Origin of the sequence: Streptomyces sp. NPDC059255 (genome assembly GCF_042752355.1) — a bacterium.
Lineage (GTDB): Bacteria > Actinomycetota > Actinomycetes > Streptomycetales > Streptomycetaceae > Streptomyces.
This window is the reverse complement of record NZ_JBHYZP010000001.1, coordinates 502,367-523,286: the sequence shown is the minus strand read 5'-3', so window position 1 is coordinate 523,286 and position 20,920 is coordinate 502,367. Positions and strand designations below refer to the sequence as shown.

20 protein-coding genes are annotated in these 20,920 nt (G+C 74.7%); 10 read left to right on the top strand and 10 right to left on the bottom strand.

Annotated features, from left to right (window positions below):
• Positions 1-67 precede the first annotated feature (67 nt).
• The 3 genes from ACFXKG_RS02245 to manD all read left to right on the top strand — a co-directional run bounded on the left by ACFXKG_RS02245 (position 68) and on the right by manD (position 4,272).
• Complete coding sequence (locus tag ACFXKG_RS02245) at positions 68-1,270, top strand: ROK family transcriptional regulator (RefSeq protein ID WP_384830877.1); 1,203 nt, start codon at positions 68-70, stop codon at positions 1,268-1,270.
• 162 nt (positions 1,271-1,432) lie between these two features.
• Positions 1,433-2,992 (top strand): mannitol dehydrogenase family protein, encoded by a 1,560-nt coding sequence (locus tag ACFXKG_RS02240; protein ID WP_384830874.1) that lies wholly within the window; start codon positions 1,433-1,435, stop codon positions 2,990-2,992.
• A 65-nt stretch (positions 2,993-3,057) separates the two neighbouring features.
• Positions 3,058-4,272 carry a D-mannonate dehydratase ManD gene (manD, locus tag ACFXKG_RS02235; protein ID WP_365809385.1) on the top strand — a complete coding sequence of 405 codons (1,215 nt, stop codon included), beginning with the start codon at positions 3,058-3,060 and terminating at the stop codon, positions 4,270-4,272.
• 83 nt (positions 4,273-4,355) lie between these two features.
• On the opposite strand, the gene ACFXKG_RS02230 is transcribed toward manD, so the two are convergent.
• Positions 4,356-5,789: a dihydrolipoyl dehydrogenase family protein gene (locus ACFXKG_RS02230; protein ID WP_384830871.1), complete on the bottom strand. Its 1,434-nt coding sequence runs from the start codon at positions 5,787-5,789 to the stop codon at positions 4,356-4,358.
• A 137-nt stretch (positions 5,790-5,926) separates the two neighbouring features.
• On the opposite strand from ACFXKG_RS02230, the gene trxA reads away from it, so the two are divergent.
• A complete protein-coding gene (gene trxA, locus ACFXKG_RS02225; protein ID WP_384830868.1) occupies positions 5,927-6,313 on the top strand; it encodes a thioredoxin in 387 nt (128 codons plus the stop codon).
• A gap of 84 nt (positions 6,314-6,397) precedes the next feature.
• Here trxA and ACFXKG_RS02220 read toward each other — a convergent pair whose 3' ends face one another.
• From ACFXKG_RS02220 to ACFXKG_RS02205, 4 genes are all read right to left on the bottom strand, one after another.
• Complete coding sequence (locus ACFXKG_RS02220) at positions 6,398-7,834, bottom strand: aldehyde dehydrogenase family protein (protein ID WP_384830866.1); 1,437 nt, start codon at positions 7,832-7,834, stop codon at positions 6,398-6,400.
• Positions 7,835-7,984: 150 nt separating this feature from the next.
• On the bottom strand, positions 7,985-9,175 hold the full coding sequence (locus ACFXKG_RS02215; RefSeq protein ID WP_384830863.1) for a thiolase family protein: 1,191 nt from the start codon (positions 9,173-9,175) through the stop codon (positions 7,985-7,987).
• 141 nt (positions 9,176-9,316) lie between these two features.
• Positions 9,317-9,598: a hypothetical protein gene (locus ACFXKG_RS02210; protein WP_384830860.1), complete on the bottom strand. Its 282-nt coding sequence runs from the start codon at positions 9,596-9,598 to the stop codon at positions 9,317-9,319.
• 64 nt (positions 9,599-9,662) lie between these two features.
• Positions 9,663-10,715 (bottom strand): LacI family DNA-binding transcriptional regulator, encoded by a 1,053-nt coding sequence (locus ACFXKG_RS02205; RefSeq protein ID WP_384830858.1) that lies wholly within the window; start codon positions 10,713-10,715, stop codon positions 9,663-9,665.
• 114 nt (positions 10,716-10,829) lie between these two features.
• Here ACFXKG_RS02205 and ACFXKG_RS02200 point away from each other — a divergent pair, with 114 nt between their 5' ends.
• Complete coding sequence (locus ACFXKG_RS02200) at positions 10,830-11,291, top strand: type II toxin-antitoxin system PemK/MazF family toxin (protein WP_384830856.1); 462 nt, start codon at positions 10,830-10,832, stop codon at positions 11,289-11,291.
• Between the two features lie 99 nt (positions 11,292-11,390).
• On the opposite strand, the gene ACFXKG_RS02195 is transcribed toward ACFXKG_RS02200, so the two are convergent.
• Positions 11,391-12,254 (bottom strand): TIGR02452 family protein, encoded by an 864-nt coding sequence (locus ACFXKG_RS02195; RefSeq protein WP_384830853.1) that lies wholly within the window; start codon positions 12,252-12,254, stop codon positions 11,391-11,393.
• A gap of 172 nt (positions 12,255-12,426) precedes the next feature.
• Between ACFXKG_RS02195 and egtA the strand changes: the two genes are divergently transcribed.
• From egtA to egtD, 4 genes are read left to right on the top strand one after another with little or no spacing between them, the layout of a single operon-like run.
• A complete protein-coding gene (gene egtA / locus ACFXKG_RS02190; RefSeq protein ID WP_384830850.1) occupies positions 12,427-13,701 on the top strand; it encodes an ergothioneine biosynthesis glutamate--cysteine ligase EgtA in 1,275 nt (424 codons plus the stop codon).
• The gene (gene egtB, locus ACFXKG_RS02185; protein ID WP_384830847.1) at positions 13,698-15,059 is read left to right on the top strand and encodes an ergothioneine biosynthesis protein EgtB; all 1,362 of its coding nucleotides are present in this window, start codon (positions 13,698-13,700) and stop codon (positions 15,057-15,059) included. The genes egtA and egtB overlap by 4 nt, the downstream gene beginning before the upstream one ends.
• Positions 15,059-15,817 (top strand): ergothioneine biosynthesis protein EgtC, encoded by a 759-nt coding sequence (gene egtC, locus ACFXKG_RS02180; protein WP_384830844.1) that lies wholly within the window; start codon positions 15,059-15,061, stop codon positions 15,815-15,817. The genes egtB and egtC overlap by 1 nt, the downstream gene beginning before the upstream one ends.
• The gene (gene egtD / locus ACFXKG_RS02175) at positions 15,814-16,776 is read left to right on the top strand and encodes an L-histidine N(alpha)-methyltransferase (RefSeq protein ID WP_384830841.1); all 963 of its coding nucleotides are present in this window, start codon (positions 15,814-15,816) and stop codon (positions 16,774-16,776) included. The genes egtC and egtD overlap by 4 nt, the downstream gene beginning before the upstream one ends.
• Here the strand turns inward: egtD and ACFXKG_RS02170 are convergent.
• From ACFXKG_RS02170 to ACFXKG_RS02160, 3 genes are all read right to left on the bottom strand, one after another.
• Entirely contained in the window at positions 16,671-17,711 is a 1,041-nt protein-coding gene (locus ACFXKG_RS02170) for a lysophospholipid acyltransferase family protein (protein ID WP_384830838.1), read from the bottom strand. The two genes, egtD and ACFXKG_RS02170, sit on opposite strands and share 106 nt — an antisense overlap.
• Positions 17,708-18,547, bottom strand: coding sequence for a GNAT family N-acetyltransferase (locus ACFXKG_RS02165; RefSeq protein ID WP_384830836.1), 840 nt, complete (start codon positions 18,545-18,547; stop codon positions 17,708-17,710). Before ACFXKG_RS02165 ends, ACFXKG_RS02170 begins: the two co-directional genes overlap by 4 nt.
• A gap of 218 nt (positions 18,548-18,765) precedes the next feature.
• Positions 18,766-19,428 carry a histidine phosphatase family protein gene (locus ACFXKG_RS02160; protein WP_384831748.1) on the bottom strand — a complete coding sequence of 221 codons (663 nt, stop codon included), beginning with the start codon at positions 19,426-19,428 and terminating at the stop codon, positions 18,766-18,768.
• A gap of 171 nt (positions 19,429-19,599) precedes the next feature.
• Here ACFXKG_RS02160 and ACFXKG_RS02155 point away from each other — a divergent pair, with 171 nt between their 5' ends.
• Positions 19,600-19,815, top strand: coding sequence for a dodecin (locus ACFXKG_RS02155; RefSeq protein WP_384830833.1), 216 nt, complete (start codon positions 19,600-19,602; stop codon positions 19,813-19,815).
• 90 nt (positions 19,816-19,905) lie between these two features.
• Here the strand turns inward: ACFXKG_RS02155 and ACFXKG_RS02150 are convergent, their stop codons facing one another.
• On the bottom strand, positions 19,906-20,844 hold the full coding sequence (locus ACFXKG_RS02150; protein ID WP_384830830.1) for a hypothetical protein: 939 nt from the start codon (positions 20,842-20,844) through the stop codon (positions 19,906-19,908).
• Positions 20,845-20,920: the final 76 nt, after the last annotated feature.

Below are 20,920 nucleotides of genomic sequence, written 5' to 3'. Positions count from 1 at the left end.
GTGCATCCGAACCTCCGTACGCCCGACGTGCGTCTGAACGGAAAGCCAGACCAGAGAAGAGGGCCCGTTGCCGAAGTCGTCCCCGATCGCGACCAGTACGACGTACATGCGCCACCTCAACGAACGATCCGTCTTCCACCACGCCTACGCCGCCGGATCCATCTCCATCCCCCAGCTCGTCACGGCCTCGGGGCTGTCGAAGCCCACGGTGAGCGCGGCGGTCGCCGCCCTGATCGACAACGGGCTGCTGCGCAGGCTGGGGGTACGCACGGGGCAGGCCGGCCGGGCCCCCCAGCTCTTCGGCCCCGAGCCCACCGCGGGCTGGGTCGCCGTGCTGGACATCGGGCGGCGCTGGGTGCGGCTGGCGCTGACCGATCTCACCGGTGACATCGTGCGGCACGTCCGGATGCCCTCCGCCCGCGACGCCGAGGGGCTGGTCGGCGTCATCGAGGAACTGGTGTCCGCCACCCTCGCCGAGCGGTCGCTGACGATGGCGGATCTCCTCCAGATCGTCGTGGGCAGCCCCGGGGTGTACGACCCCGGGGAGGAGTCCTTCCGGCTGGCCTCGAACCTGCCCGGGTGGGAGTACGCCCTGCACGTCAGGAGGCTCCGGGACTTCTTCGCCGAGGCGGGCGCCGTCCGCTTCGAGAACGACGTGGACCTGGGCGCCCTCGGCGAGCGGACCAGGGGTCAGGGCCAGGACATCGACAACTTCGTCTATCTGCACGTCGGTTCGGGGGTGGGCGCCGGGATCGTGCTGAACGGCAGGCCGCTGCGCGGCGCGCGCGGCATGGCCGGCGAGATCGCCTTCATGCCGGTCCTGCCGGTGCCCCGGCGCGGGCTGCCCGACGAGGTGCGCGAGCGCGGCATGCTGGAGACCGCGGCGGCGGCGGACGCGATCGTCGGCGCGGCGCGGGAGCGCGGGATGACGGACGCGACGACGGCCGAGGAGGTGCTGGCCGCCGCGGCGGCGGGTGACCCGCGGGCCCGCGAGGTGCTGACTGCGGAGGCCAGGCTGCTGGCCCTGGCCCTGGCTGCGGTCGTCACCGTCGTGGACCCGGCCCTGGTCATCCTGGGCGGCGGCGTGGGCCGCCGGCTCGGCGACTACATCCCGGCCGTCCAGGCGGAGTTGTCACTGATCCTGCCGTTCGAACCGCCGCGCCTGGAGGTGTCGCTCCTCGGGGACCGGGGGATCCTGTACGGCGGGGTCGCCGCCGGGGTCGAGCTGGCGCGGGAGATCGCCCTGGCCCGGCGCTTCGCCAACGACTGAGGGGCGGCCGGGGGCCGGTGGCGCGCGCGGCCACGGAGCCGGTGGCGCCACCATTGCCTCCTAACATACAAGGCTTGTATGGTAGTACTGCCGGAGATCAAGGACGCCGCGACGGACCGGCGTCCACCCCACCGGCGAAGACCCACCGAGGAGCCCCCCGCGTTGAACGCCAGCCCGAGCCAGAGCCGCGGCCCGCGCCCGATCCCGGACGTGCCGCCGCTCTCCCGCGCCCGCCTTCCCGTACCCGGCCTCGCCCGCCCCCGTACCGCGCCGGAGCGGGGCATCGTCCATCTCGGCCTCGGCAACTTCCACCGGGCCCACCAGGCGGTCTACACCGCCGAGGCACTCCGGCACGCCGAGGGCCCCTGGGGCATCACCGGGGTCGTCACCGGGCCGACGCAGCGCTCGCGGACCGTCGTGGAGGGCATGACCGCGCAGGACGAGCTGTACACCGTCCTCACCCTCGGCGGCGACGGCTCGGTACGCGCGGACGCCCCCGGGGTGCACCACCCGGGACTGCTCGGCGGGGACCAGGCCGAGGCGGTGGTGGACGCCATCGGCGCGGCCGGCACCCGGATCGTCACCCTGACCGTCACGGAGAAGGGGTACACGTTCACCCCGTCCGGCGGCCTGGACCTCGACGACCCACGTGTCGCCGCCGACCTCACGGGAGCCGGTGCCCCGCGCTCCCCGCTCGGCCTGCTGCTGCGCGGTCTGCAGCGCCGGGTGCGCGACCACGCCGCCCCGCTGACGGTGCTGACCTGCGACAACCTGACGGAGAACGGCAGCAGGCTGCGGCAGTTGCTGGCGGAGTTCGCGGCGGCCCTGCCCGCAGGTGAGCGCGAGGAGCTGACCGCCTATCTCGCCTCCTCGGTGTCCACGCCCTCCAGCATGGTCGACCGCATCGCCCCCGCCACCACCGACGAGCACCGTGCCCTGGTCGCCCGGCACTTCGGGGTGCGCGACGCGGTGCCGGTGCCGGCCGAGCCGTACCGGCTGTGGGTCCTCCAGGACGACTTCCGCGCCGGACGCCCCGCCTGGGAGAAGGCCGGCGCGGTCTTCGCACCCGAGGTGGCGGGCTACGAGACGATGAAGCTGCGGCTCCTCAACGGCGCCCACTCCCTGCTCGCCTACCTCGGGCTGCTGCTCGGTCACCCGTCCATCGACCGCGCGGTGGCCGACCCGGGGCTCGGCGCCGCGGTCCGGCACGCCATGACCCGGGAGATCCTGCCGAGCCTCGACGTACCGGACGGGGTGGACGGCGCCACGTACATCGAGGAGCTGCTCGAACGCTTCGCCAACCCCGCGCTCGGTCACCGCACCGCGCAGGTCGCCACCGACGGCTCGCTGAAGATCCCGGTGCGGTGGGCGGGCCCGCTCGCCCACCATCTCACCGCGGGCACGGTGCCCGATGTGCTGGCCCTCGGGGTGGCCGCGTACGTCCAGGTCGTCACGCGCGGCCGGGACGCCTACGACGAGCGGGCCCTCGGGGCCGTACGGGACGACGCCACCGCCCGGCTGCGCGCACTCGCGGCGCGCGCGGCCGAACCGGGCGCGGCGGCGCGGCTGGTGGTGGAGGCGGGCGACATCCTGCCCGAACCCGTCGCGGGGCGGCGGGAGTTCGCCGACCGTGTCGCCGGATACGCGCGGGACCTGGACCGGCACGGCCCCCGCGCCACCCTGGACGCCGCGCTGCGCGCCGCCACGGCTCCCCCTTCCTGAACGCCGCACCCCCGGCCGCAGAGCCGGCTCCCCCACCCACCACACGGAAAGGCGGTCCGCCCGCAATGGCCACCATCGTCGACGCCCAGGTGTTCGTCACCAGCCCGGGACGCAACTACGTCACTCTGAAGCTGACCACCTCCGACGGCGTCACGGGAATCGGCGACGCCACCCTCAACGGCCGTGAGCTGTCGGTGGCCTCCTACCTCAGCGACCATGTCTGCCCCCTTCTGATCGGGCAGGACGCGGACCGTATCGAGCAGATCTGGCAGTACCTCTACAAGGGCGCGTACTGGCGTCGCGGACCGGTCACCATGACGGCGATCGCCGCCGTCGACGTGGCGCTGTGGGACATCAAGGGCAAGGTCGCCGGGCTGCCCGTCTACCAGCTGCTCGGCGGCGCCGCCCGCGAGGGCGTCACCGTCTACGGCCACGCCAGCGGCAACGACATCCCCCAACTCCTCGACGACGTCGACCGGTTCCTCGGCCAGGGCTTCCGCGCGGTCCGGGCCCAGGCTGCGGTCCCCGGGCTGGAGCGCGTGTACGGCATGCGCAAGGGCGACGGCGTCACCTACGAGCCCGCGGACGGCGCCCTGCCGACCGAGGAGGCCTGGGACACCGGCGCCTACCTCGACTTCGTCCCCACCTACATGGCCGCGGTCCGGGAGCGGTTCGGCTACGGCTTCCAGTTGCTGCACGACGTGCACCACCGGCTCTCCCCGATCGAGGCGGCGCGCCTGGGCAAGTCCCTTGAGCCGTACCGGATGTTCTGGATCGAGGACCCGACCCCCGCCGAGGACCAGGACGCCTTCCGGCTCATCCGGCAGCACACCACCACGCCGCTGGCGGTCGGCGAGATCTTCAACAGCATCTGGGACTGCCAGCACCTCATCACGAACCGGCTGATCGACTACATCCGTACGTCGGTCTCGCACGCCGGCGGGATCAGCCACCTCCGCAAGATCTTCTCCCTGGCGGAGCTGTACGGGGTGCGCACCGGCTCGCACGGCGCGGGCGACCTGTCCCCCGTCTCCTTCGCCGCGGCGCTCCATGTCGACCTCTCCGTCGCCAACTTCGGCATGCAGGAGTACATGGGCCATCTCAGCCCGTACGAGGAGGTGTTCCGGACGTCCTGGCGGTTCGAGGACGGCCTGATGCACCCCGGTGACCGGCCCGGGATCGGCGTCGACTTCGACGAGGAGGCCGCCGCCCGCTTCCCGTACAACCGCAAGTACCTGCCGGTGAACCGGCTGCGGGACGGGAGCGTCCACGACTGGTGACGGCGCCGCCGTACAAGGCCCGGTGACGGACTGTCAGGTCACCGGGCCCACCCTCGCTCCCGCTTCACTTCCGCCGGGGCGCGTCACTGGTCGCGGTACGTCTCCAGCAGCCGCAGCCAGATCTCGCTGATCGTCGGGAACGAGGGAACGGCGTGCCACAGCCGGTCGATCGGCACCTCACCGACCACGGCGACCGTCGCGGAGTGCAGCAGCTCACCGACCCCGGGGCCCGCGAGGGTGACCCCGCGCAGGATCTCCCGGTCCAGGTCGACGACCATGCGGGCGCGGCCCCGGTAGCCGTCGGCGTAGAGGGCCGCGCCCGAGACGCCGGAGAGGTCGAAGTCGACCGCGCGGACCCGGTGGCCCGCCGCCTCGGCCTCCGCGAGGGTGAGGCCGACCGCGGCGATCTCCGGGTCGGTGAAGATGACCTGGGGGACGGCGGCGTGGTCGGCCGTGGCGGTGTGGGCGCTCCACGTATCGGAGGCGGAGACGGTGGCGCCCTTGGCGCGCGCGGCGATGGCGGCGCCCGCCATCCGGGCCTGGTACTTGCCCTGATGGGTGAGGAGCGCGCGGTGGTTGACGTCGCCGACCGCGTACAGCCAGTCGCTCCCGTCCACCAGGCAGGTGTCGTCGACCGTCAGCCACGAGCCCGGTTCGAGGCCGATCGTCTTCAGGCCGAGGTCGTCGGTGCGCGGGGCGCGGCCGGTGGCGAAGAGGATCTCGTCGGCCTCGATCCGCTCGCCGTCCGCCAGCACGGCGGTGACGGGGCCGCTCGCGCCGTCGCGTTCGACCGCCGCGACCGACACGCCCGTACGGACGGTGGCGCCCGCCTCGGTGAGCGCCTCGGTGACCAGCTCGCCCGCGAACGGCTCCAGCCTGGGGAGCGGGCCGTCGCCCCGGATCAGCACGGTGACCTCGGAGCCGAGCGCCCGCCACGCGGTCGCCATCTCCATCCCCACCACACCGCCGCCGACCACGACGAGCCGCGCGGGGACGGTCGGGGAGCTGGTGGCCTCCCGGCTGGTCCAGGCGCCGGCCCCGTCGATTCCCGGCAGCCCGGGCAGGACGGCCCGGCTGCCGGTGCACACGGCGACGGCGTGCCGCGCCGTCAGCACCCGCTCGGCGCCGTCGGAGTCCGTCACCGTCACCCGCCTGGGGCCGTCCAGCCGGCCGTGGCCGCGGTGCAGGACGGCGCCGGTCCCCTCCAGCCAGCCGACCTGGCCGTCGTCCTTCCAGTGCGCGGTGAAGTAGTCGCGGTGCGCGAGCACGGCCGCGGCGTCCAGCGGGCCCCGGGCCGACTCGCTCAGCCCCGGCACCCTGCGCGCCTCGGCGCGCGCGAGGGCCGGGCGCAGCAGCGCCTTACTGGGGATGCACGCCCAGTACGAGCACTCACCGCCGACGAGTTCGCTCTCCACCACCGCCACGCTCAGCCCGGCCGCCCTGGCCCGGTCGGCGACGTTCTCCCCGACCGGTCCCGCGCCCAGGACCACCACGTCGTACTCCACAGCTTCTGTCATGGGGACAGTCTCGCCGGGGGCGGCTCGCATGGCCACACGATCTTCGGGCAGGGGCCTGGACGGGTACAGGAATACGGCGACGGCCCGGACCGTTGTCGCAGGCGGCTTCACCGGAGAGCAGGAAGAGGTACCAGGACATGGCCACTGTGGAACTCACCAAGGAGAACTTCGACCGGACGGTGTCGGAGAACGACTTCATCCTGATCGATTTCTGGGCTTCCTGGTGCGGTCCGTGCCGCCAGTTCGCCCCGGTCTACGAGAAGGCGTCGGAGCGTCACGACGACCTCGTCTTCGCGAAGGTCGACACGGAGGCGCAGCAGGAGCTGGCCGCGGCCTTCGAGATACGGTCGATCCCGACCCTGATGATCGTCCGCGACAATGTCGCGGTGTTCGCCCAGCCGGGCGCGCTGCCGGAGACCGCTCTGGAGGACGTGATCGGCCAGGCGCGCGCCCTGGACATGGACGAGGTGCGCAAGTCGGTCGCGGAGGCCGAGGCGAAGGCCAAGGAGGCCGAGCAGGGCTGAGCCGGGACCGGGGCGGCGCCGCCGCCGGGACCGGGCACCCGCTCCGGAGAGGGCGGCGGGTGGGTCCCGGTGCTCGGCGGGCTCCTAGAAGGGGTGGCCCGCGGGCTCGCGCCGTACGGTCGTCCAGCGCAGTTCCGTGAACGCCTCCAGATTGGCCTCGCCGCCGAAGCGGGCGCCCGTGCCGGACGCGGCGATGCCGCCGAAGGGGGCGACCGCCTCGTCGTTGACGGTCTGGTCGTTGATGTGGGCGATGCCCGTGGGGATCCGGTCCGCCAGCTCCAGACCGAGCGCCGCGTCCCGGGTGACGATGCCCAGGGCGAGACCGTACGGGCCCGCCGACGCCAGCGCGGCGGCCTCCTCCAGGCTGCTGAACGGGCGTACGGGCGCGACCGGGCCGAAGACCTCCTCCGTGTAGGCGGGGGTGTGGTCGTCGACGTCGGCGAGGACCGTGGGGCGGTAGAAGAGGTCGCGGTGGGTACCGCCCGCGGCGACCTTGGCCCCGCGGGCCGCGCTCGCCTCCACCAGGGCGTCGATCTTGGCCAGTTGGGCCGTGTCGATGATCGGCCCGAGGTGGACCTGCTCACGGTACGGATCCCCCACGGCCAGCGATTCGGCTTTGGCGGCGAGCCGCTCGACGTACTCCTCGTACAGCGAGGCGTGGACGAGATGGCGTCCGGTGGTCATGCAGATCTGGCCCTGGTGGAAGAAGGACCCCCAGGTCGCCTGGGAGACGGCCGCCTCGATGTCGGCGTCGGCCAGGACGACGAGCGCGGAGTTGCCGCCGAGTTCGAGATGGGCGCGCTTCAGGGCACGGCCCGCCGCCGCACCGACCGCGCGCCCGGCGGCGGTCGAGCCGGTGAAGGAGATCACCGGCACCCGCGCGTCCGCGACCAGCGCCTGTCCGGTCTCCGCGCCACCGGGCAGGATGTGCAGCAGCCCTGCCGGGAGTCCGGCCTCCGCGAGGACGGCGGCGAGCGCGAGCCCGCCGCAGACGGCGGTGCGCGGGTCCGGCTTGAGCAGCACCGCGTTGCCGAGCGCCAGGGCCGGGGCGACCGACCGGATGGAGAGGATCAGCGGCGCGTTGAACGGCGCGATGACGCCGACGACCCCGGCCGGGACCCGCCGGGTGTAGGAGAGCCTGGGCTCCTCGCTCGGCAGCACCTGGCCGGTGGGGCGGGAGGCGAGCGCCGCGGCCTCGTAGCACTCCTGGGCGGCGACATGCAGTTCGAAGCCCGCCTTGCCGGGGATGGACCCGGACTCCCGTACGAGCCAGTCGCGCAGTTCGTCGGCGTGCGCGGCGAAGAGGTCGCCCGCGCGCCGCAGCACCCCGGCCCGTACCAGATGCGGGGTGGCCGACCAAGCCCGCTGCGCCGCCGCGGCGGCCTCCGACGCGGCGGCGACGTCCTCGGGAGCGGCGAGGGCGAGGGTGCCGAGGATGTCACCGGTGGCGGGCTCCACTACTGGGGACTCACCTCCCGACAGTCCGACGGGCTGCCAGGTCTTGGGATCGAGCAGGGACATGAAGGCTCTCCAGTCGCTCGGATGATCCGGTACGGTACAGCGATTCGACCACGGGTGCGACGGACCCGGGACAGCCGCCCGAGCGACCGGACCGGGCCGAACTCCGCCGCACGCACGGGGTGTTGAGCCACGCTCCGGCCGGGCCCGGGGTCAGCGTTCGAGGACGAGCGCCAGCCCCTGCCCCACCCCGATGCAGAGCGCGGCGAGCCCGGTGCCCGAACCGGCGGCGGCGAGCTGGTGGGCGACGGACCCGGCGAGCCGGGCACCGGAGGCGCCCAGCGGGTGGCCGATCGCGATGGCGCCGCCGCGCGGGTTGACGAGGGCCGGGTCCAGCTCGGGCCACTCGGCCAGGCAGCCCAGCGACTGCGCGGCGAACGCCTCGTTCAGCTCGAAGGTGGTGAGGTCGGCGAAGGTGCGCCCCGCCTTGTCCAGAGCGCGTCGCACGGCCTCGACCGGCCCCAGCCCGAAGAGCTGCGGCTCGACACCGGTGACCGCCGAGGCGCGGATCCGGGCGAGCGGCTCGCGGCCGGTCTCGCGCAGCCCCGCCTCGTCGACGAGGAGCAGGGCGGCGGCGCCGTCGTTGAGGGGCGAGGCGTTCCCGGCGGTCACGGTCCCGGTCCCGTCGGCACGGAACGACGGCTTCAGCTTGGCGAGCGCCTCCATGGACGTGGTGTCGCGGATGCATTCGTCCCGCGCGAGCTCCACCCCGTCGTACGGGACGACCTCGCCGTCGTAGAGTCCGGCCGCCCAGGCCGCGGCGGCCTTGCGGTGACTGGCGAGCGCGAAGGCGTCCTGCCGCTCCCGGCCGAGGGCGTGCTTGTCCGCGATCAGTTCGGCACCCTCACCGAGCGGAACACTCCATTCCGCCGGCATCCTCGGGTTGGTCATCCGCCAGCCCAGGGTGGTCGAGTGGAGCTGCTGGTGACCGGCCGGGAAGGCGCGCTCCGGCTTCTGGAGGACCCAGGGGGCCCGGGACATGGACTCGACGCCGCCCGCCACGACGACGGAGGCGTCGCCGAGGGCGACCGCGCGGGCGGCCTGGATGACCGCTTCGAGACCGGATCCGCAGAGCCGGTTCACCGTCACCCCCGGGACGGAGACGGGGAGTCCGGCGAGCAGCACCGCCATCCGCGCCACGTCGCGGTTGTCCTCGCCCGCGCCGTTCGCGTCACCGAGGACCACGTCGTCGATCCGCGCCGGGTCGAGGTCCGGGGTTCGGTCCACCAGCGACCTCACCACATGGGCGGCGAGGTCGTCGGGGCGTACGGAGGAGAGGGCGCCCCCGAACCTGCCGATCGGGGTGCGGACGGCGTCGACGATGTAGACGTCGCGAATGCTCATCGGATCTCCGGCTTCTCTCCCCCGGCACACATCCGCCACCTCCGACGGATGTTCGCCTGGTGAACTTTGGTTCATAACGGCTCGCCGTCAGAGTCTCTGCCCGGTGCCGACCGCTGTCAACGGGCCTCGGGGGCCGGTTCTTCAGGCCGGAGTCTGGCCCTGGGGTACGGCGACCACCCGCACCGTCATCCCGTAGTCGAGTTCCTCCCCGTCGATGAGCAGCGCCTCCACCGTGCGGGTCTCGGGGTCGATGTCCGCCTCCATGCCGTTGCCCGCGTACCGCGGATAACCCGAGGCCCCGGTGTCACCCGTCGCCTCGACCACGGCCGAGCGCAGGGCGTTCTCCGCCCAGGGCGGCCCTTCGTGCTCCTCGGTGAACCCCGCGACCAGCAGAAGCTCGAACCGCTGCGGAACAGTAGCCATACCGTCGACGCTAGCCACCCGGCCCGACCGCCGCACGTCGCGCGGGTACGGCCGCGGGTGCCCGTCAGCTCGACTCGCGGTGGACGACCCGCGCGCCCATCAGGCCGTGGCGCTCCGGTTCGGCCCCCGGGTCACGGACGGCCCGGTCGACGAGCTGGGCCAGCCGGGGCCCGGTCGCCATGTCGATACGGACGGTGGAGAGCCGGGGCCGCAGCAGCCGTCCGAGCAGGGCGTCGTCGGCGCCGATCACCGCGGTCTCCTCCGGCACCCGGATCCCCTCGTCCTGGAGCGCGCGCATCAGGAGCATCGCGTACTCGTCGTTGTACGCGAAGACCGCGTCGAGGCCGAGCCCGCGCCAGCGGGCGGCGAGACCGGCGGCGGACTCCTCCGTGCGGGCCAGGGGCAACGGCGTGACGCGGGCGGCGGCGTCCGCGCCCGGATCCCGCGCGGCGGCGTCCGCGCCCGCGAGGCGGAGGGCGGCGTACGGCTCCAGGCCCGGTTCCGCGGGCATCACCACCCCGATCGCGCGGCGCCCGCGCGCGACGAGATGGGAGACCGCGCGGCCACCGATCGTCCGCTGGTCCATGACGAGCGCGTGCGCGCCCGCGATCCGCTCCGCACCGAGGGTGATCACGCTCCTGGCCCCGGACCGCTTGAGGAGTTCCACCGCCTCCGGGGTGAGCGGCGTCTCGCCGAGCGAGACCACGGCGACCGGCCGCAGTTCGGCCCAGGCGCGGGCCGCGCCGACGGGGTCCGGGCCGAGGCTGCCGTACTGCACCACCGTGTAGCCCAGCCGGCGCAGGGAGCGCTGGAACTCGTCGAAGACCCGGCTGTGGAGCGGGCCCGCGGGGGCGTGCCCGGTGGGCAGCAGCACCATCCGGGTGTGTCCGGCGCGCAGGCTGCGGGCGGCGGCGTGCGGGACGTAACCGAGCGCTTCGGCGGCCTCCAGCACCCGGAGGCGGGTGGGCTCGCTGATCCGTACGTCGGTGACCCCGTTGAGCACGTACGAGACGGTGGCACGGGACACCCCCGCCAGCCGCGCCACGTCGAAGCTGGTCGGGAGGGAGCCGGCCGGAACGGCGGCTCGGGCGGCGGAGTGCTCGGTCGGCTGACTCATCGCACCGGGCATCCTGCCAGAACGGCCCCCGGCGGGGCACCCGGTGGACCGATCCGGCCTCTCCCCACGGACCCGCCCGACGGCCGCGACGGAGCAGGCCCTACCGTCGTACAAATGATCTCCTCTTCACCCGCGTCCTCCGCCTTCCCCGACTCCCCCGGCCGCGGCGGCCCCGCCGCCACGACCGAGGCCGACCCGCGCGCCGTCGGCCCCGTCCGCACCTCCTACGCGCCCGAGCGCGACGGCGACCCCGACCCGGGGGAGATCGTCTGGACCTGGGTGCCGTTCGAGGAGAACGACGGGCGTGGCAAGGACCGGCCGGTGCTGGTGGTGGCGCGCGAGGCGGCGGGCACCCTGCTCGCCGTACAGCTCTCCAGCAAGCGCCGCGACCAGGACCGCGAGTGGGTGCCGATCGGGGTCGGGCCGTGGGACCGCGAGGGGCGCGAGTCGTGGGTGGACGTGGACCGGGTGCTCCGGGTCCACGACGAGGGGATGCGGCGGGAGGCGTGTGCCCTGGACCGGGGGCGGTTCAACCTCGTCGTGAACCGGCTGAAGGAGCTGTACGGCTGGAAGTGAGGGGCGTACGGCCCGGAGGTGAGGGCCGTGGGACGACCCGAGAGGTGACGTCGCTGCGGACGGCGGCGGCACCGTCACCCCGGCCGTACGCCGCGGCCCCTACGGGGCGGTGGCCGCCAGCACCCGCCGGAACGCCCCCAGCGTCGGCCCTTCCGCCGTACGGTCCAGCACCGCGAAGACCGTCTCGTCGAAGGCGCCGGCGAACCGGCCCCCGCCCGTGAGCAGCGCCCGGAAGGCGCCCGCGACCACCGCCGGGTCATTCTGGAAGACCCCGCATCCCCAGGCCCCCAGCACCAGCCGCCGGTAGCCGCACTCCACGGCCGTCTCCAGGACCCGCTCCGCGCGGGAGGCGACGGCGGCCGGGATGCGGTGGGCGTCCTCGGGGGCGCGCCGCGCTATCACCCCGGCGTTCGGCGCGGGCGAGGTGAGGAAACCCACCCGGTACGGCGTGTCGAGCAGCCCACCCCGGTCGTCGCGGAAGACCGGCACCCCCGGTGAGTGGATCACCCGGTCGGTGTAGAACGGGTCCCGGTCGGCGCGGTGGTAGGCGTAGAACTCCGGCGCCGCCCGCAGCGTGGCGTAGAGCGCGGAGGCCCGGCAGAGCGCCTCCTCCTGCGCCTGCGCGCCGTTCAGATAGCCGCCGCCCGGGTTCCGCGCGGACGCGAAGTTCAGCACCGCCACCGGCTCCCCGGGCTCCGCGGCCGTCAGCCGGCGCGCGGCCTCCAGGCTGCTCTCGCCGGTGACCTCGACGACCGGTCCGCCGCGCTCCGTACGGCCGGAAACCGCCGCCCCGGAGGAGGGGCCCGTGGGGCCTACGGGGCCGGGGCCGTACATCCGGGTGCCCGCGAGGGCCGCGTCCAGCTCCGCGCGCAGGACCACCTCACGGCCGTCCGGAGCACGGTAGACCCCCGTTCGGACGATCTCCTCTGTTTCCTTCGCGATACCCCGCAGCCGTGCGCTCATGGGCAAATCCTGCGTGAACGATCTCGGACGGGGCAACCGCATTTCTGACGAAAAAGTGAGCGCGCGGGCACTCTTGTGCGAAGCGGCGAGAGTGGCTTTAGGTTGGACGAAGTGCTCGCCCCGGCCCCGGGGCCGAGTGAGGTCAAGCGGTCTTCGACAGGAGGATCCGCACATGCCACCCGACAGTTTCATCGACGAGGGACCACCGCTCGGCGAGAACGACGCCGAGGATCTGCTGCGCGGCATCTGCTTCAAGACGGGCCCGCCCCGCACCGTGGGCGTCGAACTGGAATGGCTCGTCCACGATCTGCGTCATCCCGAGACCCCCGTCCCGGCCCACCGCCTCCAGGAGGCGTTCGAAGGGCTGCGGGACCTGCACCTCCGATCGGCACTCACCTTCGAACCCGGCGGCCAGGTGGAGCTCAGCTCCGCGCCCGCCGCGTCCCTGACGGAGTGCGTCGCCTCCACCGCCGCCGACCTGGACGCCGTGCGTCCGGTACTGCGCTCGGCGGGACTCGTCCTCGCGGGTCTGGGGCAGGACCCCTGGAACTCACCGCAGCGGATGCTGCGGGAGCCCCGCTACGACGCCATGGAGACCTATCTCGACCGGATCGGCCCGGCCGGCCGCGCCATGATGCGGTCGACCGCGTCGATCCAGGTCTGTCTGGACGCGGGACACGAGGAGCCCGGGCCGCTCGGCCACGGCCGTCGCTGGCAGCTCGCCCACCTGCTGGGCGCGGTGCTCGTCGCCGCCTTCGCGAACTCCCCGATGCGGGAGGGCGTGGCGACCGGGTGGCGCTCCACCCGGCAGGCCATGTGGGCCCGGCTCGACCCGCTCCGTACCACCGCGCCGTCCGCCGCGCTCCCCCCGCGCGACGCCTGGGCCGCGTTCGCGCTGGACGCGCCGGTGATGTGCGTCCGGGCGGCGGAGGGGCCCTGGGCCGTGCCCGAGGGGCTGACCTTCCGCGAGTGGATCCGCTCCGGGCTGCCGCGTCCGCCGGTCCGCGCCGACCTCGACTACCACCTCACGACACTCTTCCCGCCGGTCAGACCGCGCGGCCATCTCGAACTGCGGATGATCGACGCGCAGCCCGGCGAGGACGGCTGGCAGGTGCCGCTCGCCGTCACCACCGCGCTGTTCGACGACCCCGAGGCGGCGGAGACCGTGTACCGCACCGTCAAACCGCTCGCCGAGACCGCGGGCCCGCTGCCCGCCCCGGCCAATCCGCTCTGGGTCAACGCCGCGCGGTACGGCCTGGCCGACCCCGAGCTGCACGCGGCGGCGATCGCCTGCTTCGCCGCCGCCCGGGAAGCGCTGCCGCGCGTCGGCGCGACACCCGCCGTACAGGAGGCGGTCGCCGCGTTCACCGACCGCTACGTCCTGCCGGGGCGGTGTCCGGCCGACGATCTGCGCGCCCCCGTGACACGGAAGGACCCCCGCACATGACCGACCTCGCCGGCCTGTCCACCGAGGAGCAGCTCAGACAGCGCGCCGTCGACTCCCTGACGGCGGCCCGGGCCCGCACCGCCCTGCTGACCTCCTGCGTCGACGACCACGACCTGACCGCACAGCACTCGCCGCTGATGTCCCCGCTGGTCTGGGACCTCGCGCACATCGGCAACCAGGAGGAGCAGTGGCTCCTGCGGACCGTCGGGGGCCGCGAGGCCCTGCGCCCCGAGATCGACTCCGTCTACGACGCGTTCGAACATCCCCGGGCCGCCCGGCCCACCCTGCCGCTGCTGCCGCCCACCGAGGCGCGGGCGTACGCCGCCGACGTACGGGGCCGGGTCCTGGACATCATCGAACGCACCCCGCTGCGCGGCGGACCGCTGCTCGACGCCGGGTTCGCGTTCGGGATGATCGCGCAGCACGAGCAGCAGCACGACGAGACGATGCTCATCACCCACCAGCTGCGGAAGGGGCCGGCCGCGCTGACCGCGCCCCCGCCCCCGGCCGGGGACACCACGGGGCTGCCCGCCGAGGTCCTGGTGCCCGGCGGCCCCTTCACCATGGGCACGTCCACCGAGCCGTGGGCGCTGGACAACGAGCGGCCCGCCCACCAGCGGCTCGTCCCGGCGTTCTGGATCGACACGGTGCCGGTGACCAACGGCGACTACCAGCGGTTCATCGAGGACGGCGGCTACACCGAGGAGCGCTGGTGGGCGCCGGAGGGCTGGGCGCAGATCCGGGAACACTCCATCGGCGCCCCGCTGTTCTGGCGGCGCGAGGGCGGGCAGTGGCTGCGCCGCCGGTTCTCGGTGGTGGAGCCGGTCCCGGCGGACGAGCCGGTCCTCCATGTGAGCTGGTACGAGGCCGACGCGTACGCCCGCTGGGCGGGCCGGCGGCTGCCGAGCGAGGAGGAGTGGGAGAAGGCCGCGCGCCACGACCCCGTCTCGGGACGGTCGCTGCGCCATCCCTGGGGTGACGGCGAGCCCACCGAGGCCCACGCCAACCTCGGCCAACGCCATCTCCGGCCGGCCCCGGCGGGCAGCTATCCGGCGGGTGCCTCGCCGCTGGGGGTACGGCAGTTGATCGGGGACGTGTGGGAGTGGACGTCGAGCGACTTCCTGCCGTACCCGGGCTTCGCCGCCTTCCCGTACCGCGAGTACTCGGAGGTGTTCTTCGGCGGCGCGCACAAGGTGCTGCGGGGCGGTTCGTTCGCGGTGGCCCCGGTGGCCTGCCGCGGCACGTTCCGCAACTGGGACCTGCCGGTGCGCCGGCAGATCTTCTCGGGGTTCCGTACGGCGCGCTCCGCCCCGGCCGAGTACGCGGCGCGCACCGGCCGCGCCACCGGGGGCTCCTGATGTGCCGGCACATCGCGGCCCTCGGACCGCCGATGACGCTCGGGTCGGTGCTCGTCGCGCCGCCGCACGCGCTGCTGCGGCAGTCGTGGGCGCCGCGCAGACAGCGCAACGGCACGGTCAACGCCGACGGTTTCGGCGTCGGCTGGTACGCGGAGGGCGACCCGGTGCCCGCGCGTTACCGTCGCGCCGCGCCCATCTGGGGCGACCCCGGCTTCGCCGATCTGGCCCGGGTGATCCGTACCGGCGCGCTGCTGGCCGCCGTACGGGACGCGACGCTGCCCGGCGCCGACGGGGAGGCCGCCGCGGCGCCGTTCGCCGCCGGGCCCTGGCTGTTCAGCCACAACGGCTCGGTGGGCGGCTGGCCGGGATCGGTCGCGGACCTGGCCGCGGCGCTGCCCGCGGAGGAGCTGCTGTCGCTGGTGGCGCGCAGTGACTCGGCGCTGGTGTGGGCGCTGGTGCTGCACCGGCTGCGGGCGGGCGACGACCCCGGCCGGGCGCTGGCCGAGACGGTCGCCGACGTGGCACGGGCGGCGCCCGCGTCCCGGCTCAACCTGCTGCTCACCGACGGGGTGCGGATCGCGGGGACGGCCTGGGGCGACACGCTCTGGTACCGCCCCGGGACGCAGGACGCGCCGGTGCTGGTGGCGTCGGAGCCGTACGACGACGATCCGCGCTGGCGCGAGGTCCCCGACCGCACGCTGCTCGTGGCGAGCCGCGGCGATGTTCTGCTGTCCCCTCTCAAGGAGCTACCCGCGTGAGCCCGTTCCTGCTGACCCGCACGCTGCCCGAGCACGCCACGGACGCCGCGCTGCGCGCCGATGTGCTCCACGGGCTGACCCGTACGCCCAAGACGCTGCCGCCCAAGTGGTTCTACGACGCCCGCGGCAGCGAACTGTTCGAGGAGATCACCACCCTGCCCGAGTACTATCCGACGCGCGCCGAGCGGGAGATCCTGCGCGCCCGCGCGCCGGAGATCGCGGCGGCGACGGGCGCGCGCACCCTGATCGAGCTGGGGTCGGGGTCGTCCGAGAAGACCCGTCTGCTGCTGGACTCGCTGCCGGAGCTGGCCAGTTACGTGCCGGTCGACGTCAGTGAGAGCGCGTTGCGCGGGGCCGCCGAGTCGCTGGTCGCCGACCGTCCCGGGCTCGAAGTGCACGCGATCGTCGCGGACTTCACCGGCGGACTGGTGCTGCCGGGCACCCCGGGGCCCCGGCTGGTCGTGTTCCTCGGCGGCACGATCGGCAATCTGCTGCCCGCCGAGCGCGCGGCGTTCCTCGCCTCGGTGCGCGGGCTGCTGGCCCCCGGCGACGCGCTGCTCCTCGGCACGGACCTGGTGAAGGACGAGTCGGTCCTGGTACGGGCGTACGACGACGCGGCCGGTGTGACGGCCGCGTTCAACAAGAACGTGCTGACCGTCATCAACCGCGAGCTGGGCGCCGACTTCGCCCCGGACGCCTTCGACCATGTGGCGCTCTGGGACGCGGAGAACGAATGGATCGAGATGCGGCTGCGGGCGCGCTCCGCGCTCACCGTGAAGATCCCGGAGCTGGATCTGGTGGTGCACTTCGCCCCCGGCGAGGAGGTGAGGACCGAGGTGTCGGCCAAGTTCCGTCAGGACCGGGTGCGGTCCGAACTGGCTGCGGCGCGAATGGAGTTGACGCACTGGTGGACCGATGAGGCGGGCCGGTTCGCGCTGACGCACGCGACGGCTGTCTGAGTGGGCCGAGGGGGCTGACGCGGACCGGCATCGACCCCCGGGTACGGCTCGGCGCCGGGCATCGCGGCGCCGGAACCGGCGTCGCCGCCGTGCCCGGGGGTGCCGCCGTGCCCGGAGGCGCCGTGCGCGATGGCGTGGCGCGCCGTACGGGCCAGCGCGCGGCGGTCGGTGCGGGGGCCGGCCGGGATCGGCGGCAGGAGGGTGAGTTCCGCCGTGAGACCGCCGGCCGCCACGACCCGCCAAAGGGACGCGGGCAGGGTGTCGTCCCCGACGAAGGCGGGCGCGCCCGAGGACGTCCCGTCCGGTGACCGGTAGGTGATCCGTACGGGCCGGACCTCGGCGCCCGCGTCCACGGCGGCCTGGAAGACGGCGGAGGTGAACCGGCCCTGTTCCCGGCCGCACCAGGTGCACGCCTCGGGGAAGGCGATCACCCGTGAGCCGGCCCGGAGGGCGGCGGAGAGGGTGCGTACGGCGTCGGGCAGCGCGCGCAGCCGCTCGCGTTCCACGAAGAGGGTGCCGCCCCGGGCGGCCAGCGCGCCCAGCACGGGCCAGCGCCGGATCTCGCTCTTGGCCAGCATCCGTCCGGGGAAGACGACGGCGAGGAGCGGGATGTCCAGCCAGGAGATGTGGTTGGCGACGACCAGCACACCGGCGCCGCGCGGGGCGAGCGCGTCGGCCGGGCCGGATCCCGGCGCGCCGCGCACCGTGACGCGCAGGCCGAAGGCGCGCAGTACGGCGCGGGACCAGCTCCGGGTGAGCCGGTCGCGTACCCCCGGGGGCAGCGGGGCGAGGAGCGGGGCGAGGATCGCGCCGCACAGGACGAGCGGGATCCCCCGCAGCAGCCGGACCGCCCCGGCCGCCGTGCTCACCGCCGGGCCGGCGTGGCGCGAGCAGTCGCGGGGGGTGCAGGGCGCGGTGGGCAGCCAGGCACTCATGCGACGGGGGCCGGCGCGAGAGAGAGGAAGTGCCGCAGGTAGCGCGGGTTGGTGCGGCGCATAGACAGCAGGACGTACAGGTCGGCGACGCCGAACTCCGGGTCGTGCGCGGGCGCTCCGCACACCCAGGCGCCGAGCCGCAGATAGCCGCGCAGCAGCGGCGGCAGTTCGGCGGGGGCGGCGGCCGCGGCGGCGGTCTCCGGGGTCCAGAGCCGGTGCGGGGTGACCCAGTACTCCTCGGGCGCGAGGTGCTTGTCCTTGACGCGGTTCCAGGTGGAGGCGGCGAGCGCGCCGCCGTCCGCGAGCGGCACCGAGCAGCAGCCCGCCAGCCAGTTGTGTCCGGTGGTGGCCATGTAGCGGGCGAGCCCGGCCCAGATCAGGGCGATGACGCCGCCGGTGCGGTGCAGGGGGTGGACGCAGGAGCGCCCCACCTCGACCAGGTCGTGGCGGATCGGGGCGAGCCGGGCGAGGTCGAACTCGCTGTCGGAGTAGATCCGCCCGGCGGCCCGTGCCCGCTCGGGCGGCAGCAGCCGGTACGTGCCGACGACCTCGCCGGTGGTCTCCTCCCGTACCAGCAGGTGGTCGCAGTACGCGTCGAACGCGTCGGTGTCGAGACCGGGCTCGGGCCCGTCGAGGCGGGCGCCCATCTCCCCGGCGAAGACGAGGTGCCGCAGCCGCTGGGCGGCCCGTACGTCCTCCTGGGTGCGGGCGAGCTGGACGAGGTAGCGCGGCTCCGGGCCGGCGGCGGGGCCCGGGGCGGCGAGCGGCGCGGGGGCCGGGGCGCGGAGCGGGGCGCCGGGGAGCACGGGGACGGTGGCGGGAGCGGGGGCGGACATGGCGGACTCCTGTGCCGTAGGGGAGGCAGGCCGCCGGGTCCGTCGCGGGCGCGTGGACCCGGCACCTCGTTTCTTCCGTGACCGGCTGGATTTGACATGACCACACGGCGGAGCGCGGATGTGAGGCGGTTGAATGCCGGGGTCCGCGCCGGGCGGGCGCCGGCCCGGACCCGGCACAGGCCCGACGCGGACCCGGCGCGGACCCGTCCGGGAGGTTTCTACAGGGCGCGTCCGGCGGGGCCGCCGTTCACCGGCTCGTCGCCGCGCGGGAGGACCGGCGTCCCCGCCCAGGTCAGCGCCTTCCACTCGGCCGCCGCCGGCCCGGTGGCGCCCTCCAGGACCACGACGCCGGTGTTGTCCAGGGCGTGGGCGGCGGCGAAGGCCACGTCCACGTTCTCCGCCCGGGCGGCGGTCCACATCCGGATCGCCGCGCCGTGGCTGACCATCGCCACCGTACCGGCGCCCGTGGCGGCCGCCTCGGCCACCACCGCGTCGAACCGGGCCAGCGCCTCGGCCCCGCTCTCGCCGCCGGGCATCCGCAGCTCCGTGTCACCCGCGGACCAGGCGAACGCGGTGGTCAGATACCGCCTGACCGACTCGTCGTCGCCCCGCAACTCCAGTTCCCCGGCCGACAGCTCCCTGATCCCGTCCCTGACCCGGGGCTCCAGACCGCGCGCGGCGGCCAGCGGCGCCGCCGTGAGCCGCGTCCGGATCAGGGTCGAGACGTACAGCGCGCCGATGTCCTCGTCCGCCAGCGCGGCGGGGAGCGCGGCGGCCTGCAGCTCCCCCGTCGCGGTGAGCCCGGGACCGGGCGCCGCGGTGTCCAGGAGCCCGGCGAGATTGGACGGTGTCTGGCCGTGGCGGATCAGCAGCAGGCGCATGAGGTGAGTCATCCTCCGAATGGACGTACGGATACCCGCACCACTCTCCCAGAGAGCCGCGGACGCGGTCGTGGCCTCGCGGGCGGCGGCGGGGTGGGGCACGCTGGAGTGACGCCGCGGGCCCCGCGACGCGTGAAGGCGTGAGTGAAACCTGCAGAGGGGAACGGCCCCATGTCGCACCACACCTACCGGGTCACCGAGATCGTCGGCACCTCGCACGAGGGCATCGACGACGCCATCCGCAACGGCGTCGGCCGCGCGGCCGAGACCCTGCGCGGACTGGACTGGTTCGAGGTGACGCAAGTACGCGGCCACATCGTCGACGGGGACATCGAGCACTACCAGGTCGGCCTGAAGGTCGGTTTCCGCCTCGACGACGGGGAGTGAACGCCCGGCGGACACGGCCGGGACGTACGGCCGGCGGACACGGCCGGGACGTACGGCCGACGGGCACGGGCCGGGGCGTACGGCCGACGCTCAGGTGGTGAACCCCGCGTGCACGTGGTCGTGGTGGGTCGCGTCGGTGAAGAACTGCCCCGCGGCGCCGCCGGAGAGCCGGACCGGGCCGCCCACGTTGTACGACCCGGCCGCCGCGGCGTCCCGCATGAACCTCTCCACGAGCCGGCGCGAGGTGGCCGGGTCCACGACCGCGTGGCCGTCGATCTGCCAGACGTCGAAGGCCCGGCCGCGCGGATGGTCGCTGGGCCGGTCGGTGCCGAAGACGTATCGCGGGTGGCCGGAGCGGATCACGCTCACATACATCCGGTACGTGCCCGCCAGCCGGAGCAGCGCCCGCAGCACGCTCTCGTGGACGTGCCCGCCGCGGACATCGGCCGCCGCCGCGGGTGGCAGCGTGATCCGGCGCTCCGCCAGCACCCCGCGCGCGGCGTCGGGGAGCGACGGCGCCGCCGCGCCGGGCCTGGCCGGGTGGAGCGCGGTGACCTCCCAGCGGGGCCGGGCCCGGCGCAGCCTCACGTCAACGGTCGTGCCGCTCGTGCCGGTCGCGTGTCCCGGGGTCCACTGCCGGCAGACCACCAGCACGCTGGCCGAGTCGGCGAGGATCCCGCCGTACTGCGCGTCGACCACCTGGAGCACGGCCTCGTCGGCGGCCGGCAGCAGCGGCCCCGCCTCGTCCACCAGCGACGGCGCCGCGCCCAGCGCGGCCACCCGCCGCTTCGCCGCCGCGGCGCCGCCCTGCCCGGCGGGCCAGGCGCCGATCGCCTCCACGACCTGGACGGCGCGCAGCTTGACGGCGGGGTCCACGTCGGCGCGGTCGGGCCGCCACGGGGTGGCCGTCGGCAGCGGTACGGGCGAGGACGCCGGACCGGCTCCGGTCCGCGCGGACCCTGAGCACCCGGCGGCCCCGGCCAGCAGCCCACCGGTACCGAGCAGCAGCGCCCGCCTGCCGAGTCCCATGCCCGCACCTCGTTCCCGGTCCCGTCCCGCTCTTCAGGGTGCGGGCGCGGGGGCTGGGCCGCACGCCGCCGCGGTC

What these genes read in the sequence shown, in the direction of transcription:
- manD (WP_365809385.1), top strand. Translation starts at nt 3,058, where the DNA reads ATGGCCACCATCGTCGACGCCCAGGTGTTCGTCACCAGCCCGGGACGC.
- ACFXKG_RS02230 (WP_384830871.1), bottom strand. Translation starts at nt 5,789, where the DNA reads ATGACAGAAGCTGTGGAGTACGACGTGGTGGTCCTGGGCGCGGGACCG.
- trxA (WP_384830868.1), top strand. Translation starts at nt 5,927, where the DNA reads ATGGCCACTGTGGAACTCACCAAGGAGAACTTCGACCGGACGGTGTCG.
- ACFXKG_RS02220 (WP_384830866.1), bottom strand. Translation starts at nt 7,834, where the DNA reads ATGTCCCTGCTCGATCCCAAGACCTGGCAGCCCGTCGGACTGTCGGGA.
- ACFXKG_RS02215 (WP_384830863.1), bottom strand. Translation starts at nt 9,175, where the DNA reads ATGAGCATTCGCGACGTCTACATCGTCGACGCCGTCCGCACCCCGATC.
- ACFXKG_RS02210 (WP_384830860.1), bottom strand. Translation starts at nt 9,598, where the DNA reads ATGGCTACTGTTCCGCAGCGGTTCGAGCTTCTGCTGGTCGCGGGGTTC.
- ACFXKG_RS02205 (WP_384830858.1), bottom strand. Translation starts at nt 10,715, where the DNA reads ATGAGTCAGCCGACCGAGCACTCCGCCGCCCGAGCCGCCGTTCCGGCC.
- ACFXKG_RS02200 (WP_384830856.1), top strand. Translation starts at nt 10,830, where the DNA reads ATGATCTCCTCTTCACCCGCGTCCTCCGCCTTCCCCGACTCCCCCGGC.
- ACFXKG_RS02195 (WP_384830853.1), bottom strand. Translation starts at nt 12,254, where the DNA reads ATGAGCGCACGGCTGCGGGGTATCGCGAAGGAAACAGAGGAGATCGTC.
- egtA (WP_384830850.1), top strand. Translation starts at nt 12,427, where the DNA reads ATGCCACCCGACAGTTTCATCGACGAGGGACCACCGCTCGGCGAGAAC.
- egtB (WP_384830847.1), top strand. Translation starts at nt 13,698, where the DNA reads ATGACCGACCTCGCCGGCCTGTCCACCGAGGAGCAGCTCAGACAGCGC.
- egtC (WP_384830844.1), top strand. Translation starts at nt 15,059, where the DNA reads ATGTGCCGGCACATCGCGGCCCTCGGACCGCCGATGACGCTCGGGTCG.
- ACFXKG_RS02170 (WP_384830838.1), bottom strand. Translation starts at nt 17,711, where the DNA reads ATGAGTGCCTGGCTGCCCACCGCGCCCTGCACCCCCCGCGACTGCTCG.
- ACFXKG_RS02165 (WP_384830836.1), bottom strand. Translation starts at nt 18,547, where the DNA reads ATGTCCGCCCCCGCTCCCGCCACCGTCCCCGTGCTCCCCGGCGCCCCG.
- ACFXKG_RS02160 (WP_384831748.1), bottom strand. Translation starts at nt 19,428, where the DNA reads ATGCGCCTGCTGCTGATCCGCCACGGCCAGACACCGTCCAATCTCGCC.
- ACFXKG_RS02155 (WP_384830833.1), top strand. Translation starts at nt 19,600, where the DNA reads ATGTCGCACCACACCTACCGGGTCACCGAGATCGTCGGCACCTCGCAC.
- ACFXKG_RS02150 (WP_384830830.1), bottom strand. Translation starts at nt 20,844, where the DNA reads ATGGGACTCGGCAGGCGGGCGCTGCTGCTCGGTACCGGTGGGCTGCTG.